Source organism: Pseudoxanthomonas putridarboris (assembly GCF_038321125.1).
In the GTDB taxonomy this organism is placed as follows: Bacteria; Pseudomonadota; Gammaproteobacteria; order Xanthomonadales; family Xanthomonadaceae; genus Pseudoxanthomonas_A; species Pseudoxanthomonas_A putridarboris.
The window spans coordinates 72,670-85,794 of the sequence record NZ_JBBWWT010000008.1; the positions used below are offsets into that span (position 1 = coordinate 72,670).

General features: G+C 67.2%; 13 protein-coding genes. 8 read left to right on the plus strand and 5 right to left on the minus strand.

Annotated features, from left to right (window positions below):
* Positions 1-4 precede the first annotated feature (4 nt).
* Both AAD027_RS15390 and AAD027_RS15395 read left to right on the plus strand, forming a co-directional pair.
* Positions 5-1,006, plus strand: coding sequence for an OmpA family protein (locus AAD027_RS15390; RefSeq protein WP_341726910.1), 1,002 nt, complete (start codon positions 5-7; stop codon positions 1,004-1,006).
* A gap of 468 nt (positions 1,007-1,474) precedes the next feature.
* Positions 1,475-2,776, plus strand: coding sequence for a sensor histidine kinase (locus tag AAD027_RS15395; protein ID WP_341726911.1), 1,302 nt, complete (start codon positions 1,475-1,477; stop codon positions 2,774-2,776).
* Between the two features lie 69 nt (positions 2,777-2,845).
* Here AAD027_RS15395 and AAD027_RS15400 read toward each other — a convergent pair whose 3' ends face one another.
* The 4 genes from AAD027_RS15400 to yczR form a co-directional block, all read right to left on the minus strand.
* Positions 2,846-3,100, minus strand: coding sequence for a hypothetical protein (locus AAD027_RS15400; protein ID WP_341726912.1), 255 nt, complete (start codon positions 3,098-3,100; stop codon positions 2,846-2,848).
* 118 nt (positions 3,101-3,218) lie between these two features.
* Positions 3,219-3,635 (minus strand): VOC family protein, encoded by a 417-nt coding sequence (locus tag AAD027_RS15405; RefSeq protein WP_341726913.1) that lies wholly within the window; start codon positions 3,633-3,635, stop codon positions 3,219-3,221.
* Complete coding sequence (locus AAD027_RS15410) at positions 3,632-4,150, minus strand: helix-turn-helix domain-containing protein (protein ID WP_341726914.1); 519 nt, start codon at positions 4,148-4,150, stop codon at positions 3,632-3,634. The genes AAD027_RS15405 and AAD027_RS15410 overlap by 4 nt, the downstream gene beginning before the upstream one ends.
* A 195-nt stretch (positions 4,151-4,345) precedes the next feature.
* Positions 4,346-5,797, minus strand: a complete 1,452-nt coding sequence (gene yczR / locus AAD027_RS15415) for a MocR-like transcription factor YczR (RefSeq protein WP_341726915.1) — start codon at positions 5,795-5,797, stop codon at positions 4,346-4,348.
* 60 nt (positions 5,798-5,857) lie between these two features.
* Between yczR and yczE the strand changes: the two genes are divergently transcribed.
* The 3 genes from yczE to AAD027_RS15430 all read left to right on the plus strand — a co-directional run bounded on the left by yczE (position 5,858) and on the right by AAD027_RS15430 (position 9,117).
* Positions 5,858-6,538 carry a membrane protein YczE gene (gene yczE, locus AAD027_RS15420; protein WP_341726916.1) on the plus strand — a complete coding sequence of 227 codons (681 nt, stop codon included), beginning with the start codon at positions 5,858-5,860 and terminating at the stop codon, positions 6,536-6,538.
* Entirely contained in the window at positions 6,535-7,398 is an 864-nt protein-coding gene (locus AAD027_RS15425) for a PhzF family phenazine biosynthesis protein (protein WP_341726917.1), read from the plus strand. Before yczE ends, AAD027_RS15425 begins: the two co-directional genes overlap by 4 nt.
* 990 nt (positions 7,399-8,388) lie before the next feature.
* Entirely contained in the window at positions 8,389-9,117 is a 729-nt protein-coding gene (locus AAD027_RS15430; RefSeq protein ID WP_341726918.1) for a class I SAM-dependent methyltransferase, read from the plus strand.
* Here AAD027_RS15430 and AAD027_RS15435 read toward each other — a convergent pair.
* Positions 9,077-9,484 (minus strand): RidA family protein, encoded by a 408-nt coding sequence (locus AAD027_RS15435; protein WP_341726919.1) that lies wholly within the window; start codon positions 9,482-9,484, stop codon positions 9,077-9,079. The genes AAD027_RS15430 and AAD027_RS15435 overlap by 41 nt on opposite strands.
* A 143-nt stretch (positions 9,485-9,627) precedes the next feature.
* On the opposite strand from AAD027_RS15435, the gene AAD027_RS15440 reads away from it, so the two are divergent.
* The 3 genes from AAD027_RS15440 to AAD027_RS15450 all read left to right on the plus strand — a co-directional run bounded on the left by AAD027_RS15440 (position 9,628) and on the right by AAD027_RS15450 (position 12,865).
* On the plus strand, positions 9,628-10,563 hold the full coding sequence (locus tag AAD027_RS15440; protein ID WP_341726920.1) for a LysR family transcriptional regulator: 936 nt from the start codon (positions 9,628-9,630) through the stop codon (positions 10,561-10,563).
* A 213-nt stretch (positions 10,564-10,776) separates the two neighbouring features.
* Positions 10,777-11,688, plus strand: coding sequence for a hypothetical protein (locus AAD027_RS15445; protein ID WP_341726921.1), 912 nt, complete (start codon positions 10,777-10,779; stop codon positions 11,686-11,688).
* Between the two features lie 229 nt (positions 11,689-11,917).
* Entirely contained in the window at positions 11,918-12,865 is a 948-nt protein-coding gene (locus tag AAD027_RS15450; protein ID WP_341726922.1) for an MBL fold metallo-hydrolase, read from the plus strand.
* The last annotated feature ends 260 nt before the right edge of the window (positions 12,866-13,125 follow it).

The following is a 13,125-nucleotide window of genomic DNA, read 5'->3' on the forward strand; positions in this document are numbered from 1 at the left end:
CGACATGACCATCACCAAATCCACGCTTCTCGGCGCCGCCGTCCTCGCCTCGCTGGCCTTTGCCGCCGGCGCGCAGCAGACCACGCTGACCCCGCAGCGGGACCGCATCACCGACGAGGCGATCCACGCCGATCTGTCCGGCTACGAGCACACCCAGGGCCGCATCCAGGCGTTGAACGACGCCGGCCGACCGGTGCGCGACTACCACTTGTCCAAGGCGCAGTGCTGGCTGGACGTGTCCTTCCACGAGTACACCCGCAACGACCGCAGCGCGTTCCCGCAGGAAGCGCTGACCGAATCGGAGAAGCTGATCGTCGGCATGGAACAGGGCGTCTCGCCGCTGCCGACCGACACGCCGCTGGTCAACAACGCCGCCCGCCTGCGCGAGGACCTGTGGCAGCGCCTGGGCGCCATCCACGGCACGCCGGGCTTCGAATGCGCGCAGCAGGCCGTGGCCTGCGGCGAAGTGGAACTGGTGCACGCCGGCAACGAGTTCAACCAGCAGCAGTGGCGCCACGCCAAGCCGTACATCCAGATCGCCGAGGACTGGGTCAGCGACGCCGAGGCGCTGTCGCGCCAGTGCGGCGGCGCGCCGGGCGTGCCCGCCCTGCTGCCGGTGGACACCGTGCTGACCGCCAACGTGCTGTTCGAATTCGACCGCGATGGCCGCAACGACATCCGCGCCTATTCGCTGCAGAGCCTGGATCGCGAACTGGCGCGCCTGCGCGAGGAGGGCCTGACCCTGACCGGCGTGGAACTGGTGGGCCATGCCGACCGCCTGCAGGGCCGCGGCTACGACTACAACCAGGGTCTGTCGGAACGCCGCGCGCGGACCGTGCGCGACCTGCTGGTCGAACGGGGCATCGACGCCGGCATCATCCAGTACGCCTACAAGGGCGACACCGTCCAGGTGCAGCAGTGCGAAGGGGTCAAGCCGCAGGCCGCCCTGCGCGAGTGCCTCATTCCCAACCGGCGCGTGGAAGTGCGGCTGAAGGTGGCTCGCTGAGCCGAACGCTGTAGCGTCGGAAGGACGGACGGGGAGTACGGACGTCCCTCAACCGCAACGGGTCCGCCTGGACGAGAGGCAGCAGGCGGCCCGCCACGCGATGGATGCATCCGGTCCGGCGGATGCCTGGCATGAATCCTGGGTGCCGATCACAGGGTTCGTGGCGTCTGTAGAACATGGCTTTCGGATCATCGAGCCGATGCCCGGTCCGCCTCACTCGCGGGCCACCTCTCATTGGTGCCTATAATCGATCCAGTGCCTTCCGTGGCGATCCGGGCGGGGCGTGCGACGGATCACCCTGCCAGGGGACCCCTGCGACCAGAGAGCGACTGCATGCGCGATGGCCAAATCCTGCGTTCCCGTGGTCCAGCCGCCCCGGTGTTGCGGCCGGCCCGTGCATGGCGTGCGCCCATCGCCTGGCTGCGCGATGTCCCCATCTCCGATCCCGTGGACCGGCGCAATGCGCCGATGCTGCAGCTGATCTCGTTGCTGCTGGCCGTGCTGCCGACGCTGGCGTGGCTGTACCGTGCCTTCGCGCTCGACATCCCCTGGCGCCCGGGCGAGTTGACCAGCATGGCGCTCAGCCTGTCCGTGTGCGCGGCGGCCGGCGTCAGCTTCGTGCTGATCCGCCTTGGCCGGTTCGCCTGGGCATCGCGCCTGCTGCTCGTCGTGTTCGCGGTCACGGTCATCCCGGCCTACATGACCACGGGATTCGGCGCTCAGCGCTTCGAGCAGCCCGTGCTGGTGATCTGGATGGCGGTGGCGGCGCTGGTGGTGGGCAGGGCGGCTCTCTGGCTGATGTTCGCGAGCATCGTGGCGGCCTTCCTGCTGGGCATCACGGTGGATGTATCGCGCCAGGGCGATGCGGCGGCGCTTTACGGGGATGCCGCTTTCAGCGTGGCCATGTTCCTGATGATCGCCATCGTCCTCGACCGCAGCTCGGTGGCGCTGCGCCAGAGTCTTCGCGAGGCCAACATCCGCGGCGACCAGTTGCAAGAAGCCAACCATCGCCTCCTGCACGAAATAAGCGAGCGGGAGCGGGCGCAGGAACAGTTGGTGCATGCGCAGAAGATCGAGGCGGTGGGCCGCCTGGCGGGCGGGGTCGCCCACGACTTCGGGAACCTCATGGCGGTGATCAGCGGTTATGCGCGCAAGGGCCTGCGGGCGGACGCGGCGGAGCAGCGCCAGAAGTCGCTGGAAGGCATCGAGGCCGCCGCACGGCGGGCGACGCTGCTGACGCACAAGCTGATGGCGTTCGCGCGGCAGGACGACTATGTGGAGGAGACGTTCGACGCCGCGGGGGCGCTCGCCGACCTGCAGCCCATGCTCCGCCAGTTGTTCAATCCGGGCGTGGAGCTGCGATACGAGTTCGGCGCCACGATGCCGCAGGTCCAGATGGACCGGAACCGGTTCGAGTTGATGGTCCTCAACATCGCGGCCAATGCCGACTACGCGATGCCGCTGGGAGGGATCTTCTCGTTGAGGGTCGAACAGGACGATCCGAATCACGTCGTGCTCGAATTCTCCGATACCGGCGCCGGCATGGGCGGCGAGGTCCTCGCGCACATCTTCGACCCCTTCTTCACGACGAAACCGGCAGGCCAGGGCACCGGCCTGGGGTTGTCGGTGGTTCGCGACCTCGTGACGAGGGTGGGCGGTTCGATCTCGGCCAGGAGCGGCGTGGGCGTGGGCACCACGTTGAGCGTCCGGCTTCCTGTCACGGGCGCCTACCCTGCGCCGCCCGTGCCATCGCACCCGGAAATCCGGTGACCACGGCGGGACCGCCACGTCGGTTGCGCGCGACCCCCGCGTGCGTTGCGCCGGAGGCCGGAAAGGCGGTCAGGTAGGAGAGCCGCCCGGCGCCCGATCCTCCTGCCCCCCGGCGTGCTTCCCACCTCGCCGCCGGGTGGCATACGGCAGCACGAAGAGGTACAGACCGGTGAGCAGCAGCAGGGCGAGCGGGAGCAGCGTCAGCAGGCCCACCCAGAGGGCAAGGTTCTCCCGCCCCATGACGACGAGGTTGGCGATGACCGCCACCGTGAAGGCGATCGACAGCCAGCGGTGGATCCGCCGGGCCCACGTGTTCCAGTTCATTGGAATCTCCTCATGAAGAAGACAGGCCCGAAGCGATTTCGGGACGTTTGTACGTGCTGCGCAAGCGCCCCCGGCAGGCGCGTCCCGCCCGCCGGGCGCAAGGTGGCGATGCTGGCGCTCAACCCGGTCCGCGCCGGGACTCGATCATCTTCCAGCCATTCCCCGACGGATCGCGGAAGCTGGCGTCCACGTTGCCGTAGCGCTCCTCGGGTGCCTGGGTGAACTCCACCCCGCGGGCGCGCATCCACTCGTAGGCGGCGCGGCAGTCGTCGACGTTGAGCACGAGCGGCGGCATGGCGCCCTTCGCCACGATCTCGCGCACGGCCTGCGCGGTCGACGCGTCGAGCGCTGGCGCCTGCGGCGCGAACAGGCCAAGCTGGAAGGACGGCTGGTCAGGATGCTGCACCGTGAGCCAGCGGTAGTCGCCGTTGCGCGCGTCGGTATGGACGCGGAATCCGAGCTTGCCGACATAGAACTCCAGGGCTTCGTCCTGATCCCGAACGTATAGCCCGACCACGCCAATACCCTGACTCATGGGACCTCCGGTTTCTGCGGGGTGCCTTTTGTAGCACCCGCCTCCCGTCGCCGCTTCTCCGAAACTGCGATCGTGAGCCCGGGCCGGTGGGCGGCGCTGACGTAGCAGTGCGGCACCTGTTCGAGTTCGTGCCGGGCGGCCTGCTCGCGCGCCCGCAACTCACCCGGGCTCTCGCCGGTGACGTCGCGGAACGTGCGCCCGAACGTCCCCAGGCTGTTCCAGCCCGTCTGCAGCGCGATCTCGAGGATGGGCAGATCGGTGTCGCGGAGCAGCGCCTTGGCCCGTTCGATCCGGCGCGTGAGCAGGTACCGGTGCGGCGGGACGCCGAAAGCCTGCTTGAACGATCGCGCGAAGTGGGCCTCGGAGACGTTGCTCACGCGCGCCAGCCGCCGGACGGGCCACGCCTCGTGCGAGGCGGCGTCCATCCGGTCCTTCGCGCGCAGCAGGCGACGCAGCAGCTCGGGGTCCTGGCCTGCGCGTGCGTGTCCTTGCCGGTTTCCGGGCACTATTTCCATGGCGACCGATCAGGTGTCCTCATCGAGGTTCATGGCCCGGTATCGTCCCGGGCGCGCGGTCACCCTTTGCAGGCGCGCGGCCCCGGCGTTTCCGGGCGAACCATATCCCAAGAGGCGTGGGGCGAGGGGTTCGACGTCCATCCCGCTGCCAGCGGATCGCATTGGGCCGTACGCCGGGACGCATCGCGCCCTGGATCAAGCGATCAGGAACCTCGACGTCTCGCGGCGGTTCCTCGATTCGAACGGGTCGGCTGGCAAAGCGTCGGCGATGTGCCTGACGGCCTCCACCAACTCCTCCTCCGGCTTGGCGTACGGAATCCGCAGCCAGCTGTCGGATCCGCCTTCCACGCTGAACACCGGGCCCGGCGCCAGGTAAACGCCCGCACGTTCCACGTCGGCGGCCAGTCGCGTCGCGCTGCCATGGGGCATCTGCACCCATAACGTCAGGCCGCCGCCGGGAAGCCGGAAGCGCCAACCGGGCAGATGCTCGCCCAGAGCCCGGGCGAGCGCATCACGGCGTTGCCGCAGCTGCTCGCGACGGGCGGCGAGGATGTCGTCGGTGACGAGCAATTCGGCGACCACCAACTGATCGAAGAGCGAGCTGCCCAGGTCGATCCGCACGCGTGCCGCGACGATCCGGCCGACGAGTTGGCGCGGGGCCCTGATCCATCCCACGCGCAAACCGCCCCAGTACATCTTGGATGTACTGCCGACGGTGACGGCATCGGGCGCATGGACGGCGAAGGGCGCGGGCATCGGGTCGTCGGACAGGCGGGTCGGTTGCAGCGTCTCGTCGACGATGGCGATGGTCCGCGCCGCCCGCAGCGCACGGGCGTATCGCGCCCGGACCGCGTCGCTCATCAGGAAGCCGGTGGGATTCTGGAAATCGGGAATCAGGTACGCAAGGTGCGGCGAGGTCTGCCGCAACGTGGCTTCGATGCCGTCCACGTCCCAGCCTTCTTCGCCCAGCGCGTCGCCCAGCGGCGAGGTGACCAGGCGGCCGCCGCCGAGCCGCAGGGCCTCGATCGCGTTCGAGTAGACCGGCGACTCGATCATGACGCGGTCGCCCGGGCGGGAGAATGCGCGGGCGATGATGGCGATGCCCGACAGGGCGCCGGAGGTGATCACGATCTGTTCGGGGGCGGTGGGCAGCCCGCGCCGTGCGTACGACTCGGCGATAAGGGCCTGCAACCCCGGCAATCCCGACGGCAGGTAACCGTCGCTGGCCAGGTAGGCCGGCAGGGCGGCGAGGGCGCGCTCGTAGGCGGCGGCGACACCCGGCGTCGCCGCGCCGGCCGCGCAGTTGAGATCGATCGCGCCTTCGGGCGACTGCGCCGCGCCCAGGGAGTGGAGGGCATGGTCGTGCGCGCGGCGGCGATCGATCGGAGCGGCCGCATACGTGCCCGAACCTTGCCGGGCGGTGGCGAATCCGGCCGCGATCAGGTCCGCGTACGCGCGGGTGACGGTGTTGCGCGAGACGCCCAGCGCCTCGGTCACGGCCCGCTCGCTGGGCAGGCGGGTGCCGATGGGGATCCGGCCATCGCCGATCAGTTCCTGCAGCGCCTGGCGCAGGCCGCGATAGGCGGGCGAGCGGTTGAAATCGCCGACGAGCGCGGCGAGGCGATCTGGGGCGATGGACCGGTTCATGAGGCCACTATCGCACGATTGGCTCTTTTTTATAGAGCCAATTGACGCAATGGTGGCACCATGAAAACGACCACTCCTCCTTCCGGGTTGGCCAATCTGGGCCCCCTCGCGCAACTCAAGGCAGGGCGACTGCCCGAGCGCCTGCTGCGGCTGCTGCTGGGCCTCTGGCTGTACGGCCTGGCCATCGCGTTGATGATCGAAGGCGCCGTGGGCGCTTCGCCGTGGGATGTTTTCCACCTGGGTGTCGCGCTGCACATGCCGCTGTCCTTCGGCGTGGTCATGATCCTCACGGCGGTCGCCGTGCTGCTGGCCTGGATTCCCCTGCGCCAGATGCCGGGCCTTGGGACGGTGGCCAACACCCTGCTGCTGGGTCCGTTCGCGGACCTCAACCTGGCGCTGCTCGGCACGCCGGACAGCCTGCCGGTGCGGTGCGCCTACCTGCTGGCCGGCGTGGTGGTCTGCGCATTGGCCACGGCCCTGTACATCGGCGCCCAACTGGGGCCGGGGCCGCGCGACGGGTTGATGACCGGCCTGGCGCGCCGGACCGGCTGGTCCATCCGCCGGGTCCGCACCATCATCGAAGTCACCGTGCTCGCCGTCGGTGTGTCGCTGGGCGGGACGGTCGGCGTCGGCACCGTGGTGTTCGCCCTCGGTGTCGGGCCGGTGACGCAGTTCTTCCTGCGCTATCTGGTGGTGCGGCTGGACACGCCTGTCGGCGCGTTGCCCGGGGAGGTCCGATGAACACCGTCGTCCTGCGCTACAGCGCTTTCACCGCCGACCCGAAGGGCGGCAATCCGGCCGGGGTGGTACTCGATGCGCGGGGGATGTCCGATGCCGACATGCAGCGCATCGCCGCCCAGGTCGGGTACTCCGAGACCGCCTTCCTGCTGCCGCGGGCGGACGGCGAATTCGACATCCGCTACTTCAGTCCGCGCGCGGAGGTGAGTTTCTGCGGGCACGCCACCATCGCCGCGATGGTCGCGCATGCCGAGCGTCATGGCCCGGGCGAGCGAGTGCTGCATACGCGGGCCGGCCGGGTGCGGGTCTTCGTCGATGAAACGTTGGCGGCCACGCTGGTCAGCGTCGAACCGCGCGTGGTGCCGCTCGATGCTAGTGACCTCGACCTGATCCTGGCCGCGCTGGATTGGCGTGGCGATGAACTCGACCCGGCGCTGCCGCCCGCCATCGCGTATGCGGGAGCCTGGCATCCGGTGATCGCCGTGGCAAAGCGGGCGCGCCTCGCGCAACTGGACTATGCATTCGACGTGCTCGCCGACCTCATGGCGCGGCGCGACTGGACCACGCTGAACCTGGTCTGGCGCGAAAGCGCGGCGACGTTCCATGCCCGCAACCCGTTCCCGCCCGGTGGCGTGGTGGAAGACCCTGCCACCGGGGCCGCGGCGGCCGCGCTCGGCGCCTATCTTGCGGTGCGCGACGCGTTGCCTGCCCAGCGCACCTTCACCATCCATCAAGGCGAGGACCTGGGCCGTCCCAGCCGCCTCACGGTATCCGTGCCACAGGACCTGCGCGCGGGTATCCGGGTCAGCGGTATCGCGGTGAAGATCGAAGAAGCCGCCAGCGAAGCGCATGTACTCGGTTGAGATCCGGGCGATGTTCGCTTTCGGTCCTGGATTCCATCGATCGACGCAAAGTCCGACGATATCGCTTGGCCGATGTCTCATTGCCTGGCTTCCTCCCCGGGTGTCCGTTCGACTGCCGCGCCGCGGCGTCGGGCCTAGTTTGGGAGACCCTGGACAGGGCGACACCCTTTTTGCAGCTCACGCTGGACCACTGCCATCCGCGCGCGCCGGAACTGCGCCGGACCCTGCGCACAGGATCCCTCGGCCCGCCTCGAGCACGAGAGCGTGCCCTGTCTCGATGAGACGCGCACCGACCCACCGACTGGAAACACAACAGTCCACTGCACGGTTACAGCGGTAACCCGGCGGCGGCACATCGACATCATCGCGTAGCCGGCAATTGCCTACGATACGGGTCCCCGATACACGATCCCGAGTGATGCTCTCTCCCAATCCCGAGGCATTCGCCCAGGCAGGCGGTCCATGTGGCCGTTCCAGCGATATCACGCCGGACGACCGAAACCAAGGCCGCAACGCGTCCCTGACACCAATCTTCCTTCCATAGCATGTGGAGTTACAACGTGATTCGCAGTATCGCCGTCATGACGGCCTTGGGTCTGGCGTCCCTGTCAGGCAACTCATTCGTTGCAGTTGCCGGCGATCATGAGATGTCCAGGCAGGTAGCTGTCAACGCTTCGACAGCAGGCATATCGGCAGGAGAATCCGCGCTCGATCGTCCAGCCGAGAGCAGGCCCGCCAACCAACGAACGGTCAGGCGTTGTCGCAGCCACCACAAATCACCACTCGCATTCTGTCGAAGAAAAGCAACGCGCTGATTCCGGGTGACTGGACGGCCATGGCCGCCTCGTCCCCTGGCCCAGGTTCCAGGCCCCACAGCGCCCACGACAGAGTCAACCGACATGCAAGTACCCCTTTCCGCATCGTCGCCAAGAGCTTGGGCGACGCCCATGGACGATCGGCGATGCTCCGCGTCCTGCAGCAAGGCATCCCATGAAACCCCAGCGCGCCTGCGCCAGCTCCGCCATCTATTCCCCCACTATTCTCAGGATCTACGATTGGTGGGTCTTGCGCATATCGAACCGGTACGCATGGAAGTGCCGCACGGACAAGGTGCTTCTTCCGTTCTTTCGGCGGCACATGGGCAGGAACCACCTCGATGTCGGCGTGGGCACGGGCTACTACCTGGCAAACGCGGAACTCCCGCCGAAGGTCCGGCTCACTTTGATGGACGTGAATCCGGACTGCCTGGAGGCAGCGGAACGAAGGTCGGACCGAAGCGCGACCAGCCTGGTCCGGCATGACGTCACCACGGAGCTTCCCGCCAGTCTCCGCGAACCGTTCGATTCGATTTCCCTGTTCTATCTCCTCCATTGCCTGCCGGGAACGATGGACGAGAAGGCCGTCGTATTTGCCAACCTGAAGCCCCATCTGGGGAAGGATGGTGTTCTGTACGGCGCGACCATTCTGGGAGACGCCGCCGCCCATAACGGGTTCGGCCGGCGGCTGATGCGGATCTACAACAGGCGGGGAATCTTCGGAAACCGCCTCGACACCGCCGAAGACCTCGAGCGCGTGCTGGGCGATCATTTCGCCCGCGTCCAGGTGCGGGTCCACGGCAGGGTGGCCATGTTCGAGGCGCGGCAGCCCATCGGCCTGGCGACGCCCCCTGCCGGGGCCATCAGCGGCCAGCGCCCTCGGGCAGCCTGGCGATCGCCTTGATCTCGAACTGGAATCCGTACAGCCACGTCACCCCGATGCCGGTCACGGTGGGATGCGGCGCATTCCCCCAGTACTCCGGCACGATGTTGTCCCAGATGGCCTGGAAGCTGGATTCGGGATCGACCATGAAGATCGTCACATCGACCACGTCGTCGAACGTACATCCCGCCGTCTCCAGGATCGCGTTGAGGTTCCGGAATGCAAGCCTCACCTGCGCCTCCAGGTCGGGCTCGGGCGAACCGTCCTCGCGGCTGCCGACCTGCCCGGAGACGAACAGGAAGCCGTTGGAGCGGATCGCGGGCGAGTAGCGGTTGCGCTCGTAGAGCGCCTGGCGTCCGGCGGGGAAAACAACGTCGCGCTTTGTCATGAGTGATCTCCTGGTGGGGCCCGTAATGGACCGTTCTTCAACGATACGGTCACTCTAGGCAGGCGCGGCCCGCGGATAAACACGTCCATCGCGGCATCACTGTTTGTAGAATCCAAATAATCCCCGCCGCCGCAGGAGCCGACATGGACCGTATCGATGCGATGCAGGCCTTCGCCCGTGTGGTGGAAACCGGCAGCTTCACCAAGGCGGCCGAGACGCTGCAGATGAGCAAGACCAGCGTGACGCAGCTGGTGCAGCAGCTGGAAGCGCGCCTGCGCGTGAAACTGCTGAACCGCACCACGCGCAAGGTCAACGCCACGGCCGACGGCGCCGCGTACTACGAGCGGGTCGTGCGCCTGCTGGCCGACATGGACGATGCCGAAACCAGTCTGTCCAGCGCTTCGGCATCGCCCAGGGGCCGGCTGCGGGTGGACGTTCCCAGCCCGCTGGCCAGCATGATCCTGGTGCCGGCCTTGCCCGCGTTCCATGCGCTGTACCCCGACATCCAGCTGGACATGGGGGTGAGCGACCGGATGGTGGACCTGATAGATGAAAACGTCGATTGCGTGGTGCGCGGCGGCGAGCTCACCGACCAGTCGCTGATGGCCCGTCATGTGGGCGACCTTCAACTGGGCGTGTACGCAGCGCCGGCCTACCTGGATCGGCTCGGCACACCCGCGCACCCGCGGGAACTGGAAGATACCCGTCACCGTACCGTCGGCTACCGCTGGGCGCGCACCGGCAAGGTCTTCCCGTACGCCATGCATCGCGACGGGGAGAGCATCCATGTGTTGGGCCGCTACGTGCTCGCGGTGGACGACGGCAACGCCTATCTCGCGGCGGGCCTGGCGGGACTGGGCGTGCTCTGGCTGCCGGACTACATGGCCAGGGCGCACGTGGCGCGCGGCGAACTCGTGCCGGTATTGCGGGAGTGGCGGCTCGATCCGATGCCGCTGTACGTGGCGTTCCCGCCGAATCGGCATGTCAGCAGGAAACTGCGCGTGTTCATCGATTGGATCGCCGAGCTGATGGCCCGGCATGCGCCCGTCACTTTCAAAGGAGCTAGCAGTGCGCAGTGAGAGACGGACGCGGAATGGGCGGCTGTTCGTAGGACTTGGGCTGGTCGCCTGGCCGGGCAGTCTGCTTTCGGCCTTGGATTCAAACAGCGAGCGGAATTTCGGTTTCTGGATCAAGTAATCTGTTGAGCAAGAATGTTCACCTCGTCCGTGGTGGGCAATCCTGGAATGTCGGAAACATGACTCGCGGCATCGACAATCAATGGAGGGGCTCCAGTGGGCGCATTGCAGGAGGCGGTTCGAGCCACTTACGAGCGTTCCAGGCGCACAACGGAGCTGAGCGCTCTGGAGGCGTTGATGGGCGAGGATGTTCTGCTTGCGATCAAGGAAGACGAAGAGAGCTCCTTGCGTCACGAGAGATACTACGACCAGCGTGTCTACGTGGATGCAGCCTGGATCGACAAGATCCCATTGGCTTCTTTCTGTTCAAGCGTGAAAGACATCCACGGGCTTGAGATAAAGTCGAAGGTCGAGGTCGGCGACTTGCTGGTGCACAGGACGCGCACCCAGATGAATGCGGGCAGTGCTCCTTATGTGTTGTCGAGCCGAAGCCTGATCGTGCAGGCGAAAATCACTGACGCGAATCCGGTCGTCCCGATTGGTTCGCTGAGCAAACGCCGCGTCACATCCACATCCAAGGAGCTCGCGCTACTTGAGCATTGGCCCGAGTTCGACTTGTTCGAGACCAGCCGCAGTCTTGCTCCGATCATGACGAAGCTCAAGATAAACGCGAGCGATCCGCACTCGTTCTATGGCGCCTTCCTTCGTCCATCCCAGGAGTGGCGATTTGGCCAGGCGAGGTTCGGCGATCCATGCAGACTGGAATTTCACGAAATCCTGGATGCCCTCAGGCAAGGCGAGATTGGGGATGACGCCGGAGGCACAGGGCCTTGGGCAAGACTTACTCGAGGGGTCATGCAGGCGGCTTCCAACAGAATGATCCCGGGCTACTTGAACAGCGAGTTGCGCGAGCGGATTCAGAGGGTGCAAACCGGGATCGCCGGTGTCGATCTGCGTCCTCTGGTTGATTGGTGCTTCCCGCACAGGATGGCGGTGCTGATGATTGATCAGGTTGACTTCGAGGGGCACGGCCTCGAGCAAATTCGCGCGGAGTTCCAAGAGCGCTAGTGTCTGGAACAGCCGGTTCCTGGCCGGAAGCGCACACCGGATCGTGGGCTAGCGGCGCTGGCGGTCCTCGCGGCTCCGGTCCGGACGGTCGTGCATTCCGGCGCTGCGCGGGACGCAGCGTCTTGGGGCATCGCCTTGCTGGCCGATACCGCCGCGCATAAGCTCGCTGGAGCGCGGGGCCGCCAGCGGCGAGGGCCGTCGCGTCTCTTCTCCCATGCGAGGCACCCTCATGAAACGCACTTCGCTTTCTGTCCTGACGACCGTGTTGCTGGCTGGCGCCACGTTGTCCGGTTGCTCGGAATCGCAGCCCGGTGCCGGGGCGACTTCCGCGCCGGCCACGTCCGCCGCGACACAGTCGGCCAGTCATCCCGACGTGTTCCACTTCCGCATCGGCACGCTCGACGCGGTCGCGTTGAAGGATGGCGACATCGACGCCGCCAACGATGGCAAGACCTTCGGCGTCGGCCAGCCGACCGACCAGGTGGCCGCGTTGCTGGCCGCCGCGGGGCAACCGACCGATGTCCTTCACCTGAGCATCCAGCCGCTGCTGGTACGCGACGGCGCGCGGGTCCTGCTGTTCGACACCGGCGCGGCGGACGCCTCCTTCGCGCGTGCCGGCCGCCTGCCTGCCTCGCTGCGGGCCGCCGGCGTCGAACCTTCGCAGGTCACCGACATTTTCATTTCGCATGCGCATCCCGACCATGCCGGCGGCCTGCTGACCCGCGAAGGCGCGCTCGCCTTCCCGAATGCCGCCATCCATCTGTCGGCACCCGAATGGGATGCATTGAAGGGCGATGCCGATGCCGCCGCCCTCGTCGCCGCGATCGCGCCGAAGGTGGCGACCTTCCAGCCCGGTGCGGCGATCATCCCCGGCACGGTCACCGCCGTGGCCGTGGACGGCCACACGCCGGGGCATACCGCCTACGAGATAGCGTCGGGCGATGAGCGCCTGCTTTATCTCGGCGATTCGGCGCACCACTACGTGGTCTCGGTGCAGCGCCCGGAATGGACCGTGCAATACGACGGCGACGCACCGTTGGCGCAGGCCAGCCGGCGCGCGCTGCTGCAGCGCGCCGCCGACGGCAACCTGCGCGTCTACGCGGTGCATTTCCCGTTCCCCGGCCTGGGGCGTGTCGATGCCCAGGGCGATGGCTTCGTGTGGGTGCCGGAGCGCTGAGCCGGCCGCAACCGCGACGCACCACGCTGCGAGGGAGCATGGGCCGGTGCGACTCCTGCCCCTGCCTTCGTTCCACTGTGGGCGAGGCTGCGGACATTGTGCATGACGCTCTCCCCGCTGGCCGATCCCATACAGGGTGAAGGTCGGATCAGGCGGCTCCTGCCATGTCCGCTTGCACCCGGAGCGGGCGATTCAACTGTGTTTCGCCACCCATCCGCATGGATTCATCGGCGGATGAAGCGGTTTCGTCCTGTGCCGAT

Coding starts and splice junctions, on each gene's coding strand:
- AAD027_RS15390 (WP_341726910.1), top strand. CDS start 5: ATGACCATCACCAAATCCACGCTTCTCGGCGCCGCCGTCCTCGCCTCG.
- AAD027_RS15395 (WP_341726911.1), top strand. CDS start 1,475: ATGCTGCAGCTGATCTCGTTGCTGCTGGCCGTGCTGCCGACGCTGGCG.
- AAD027_RS15400 (WP_341726912.1), bottom strand. CDS start 3,100: ATGAACTGGAACACGTGGGCCCGGCGGATCCACCGCTGGCTGTCGATC.
- AAD027_RS15405 (WP_341726913.1), bottom strand. CDS start 3,635: ATGAGTCAGGGTATTGGCGTGGTCGGGCTATACGTTCGGGATCAGGAC.
- AAD027_RS15410 (WP_341726914.1), bottom strand. CDS start 4,150: ATGGAAATAGTGCCCGGAAACCGGCAAGGACACGCACGCGCAGGCCAG.
- yczR (WP_341726915.1), bottom strand. CDS start 5,797: ATGAACCGGTCCATCGCCCCAGATCGCCTCGCCGCGCTCGTCGGCGAT.
- yczE (WP_341726916.1), top strand. CDS start 5,858: ATGAAAACGACCACTCCTCCTTCCGGGTTGGCCAATCTGGGCCCCCTC.
- AAD027_RS15425 (WP_341726917.1), top strand. CDS start 6,535: ATGAACACCGTCGTCCTGCGCTACAGCGCTTTCACCGCCGACCCGAAG.
- AAD027_RS15430 (WP_341726918.1), top strand. CDS start 8,389: ATGAAACCCCAGCGCGCCTGCGCCAGCTCCGCCATCTATTCCCCCACT.
- AAD027_RS15435 (WP_341726919.1), bottom strand. CDS start 9,484: ATGACAAAGCGCGACGTTGTTTTCCCCGCCGGACGCCAGGCGCTCTAC.
- AAD027_RS15440 (WP_341726920.1), top strand. CDS start 9,628: ATGGACCGTATCGATGCGATGCAGGCCTTCGCCCGTGTGGTGGAAACC.
- AAD027_RS15450 (WP_341726922.1), top strand. CDS start 11,918: ATGAAACGCACTTCGCTTTCTGTCCTGACGACCGTGTTGCTGGCTGGC.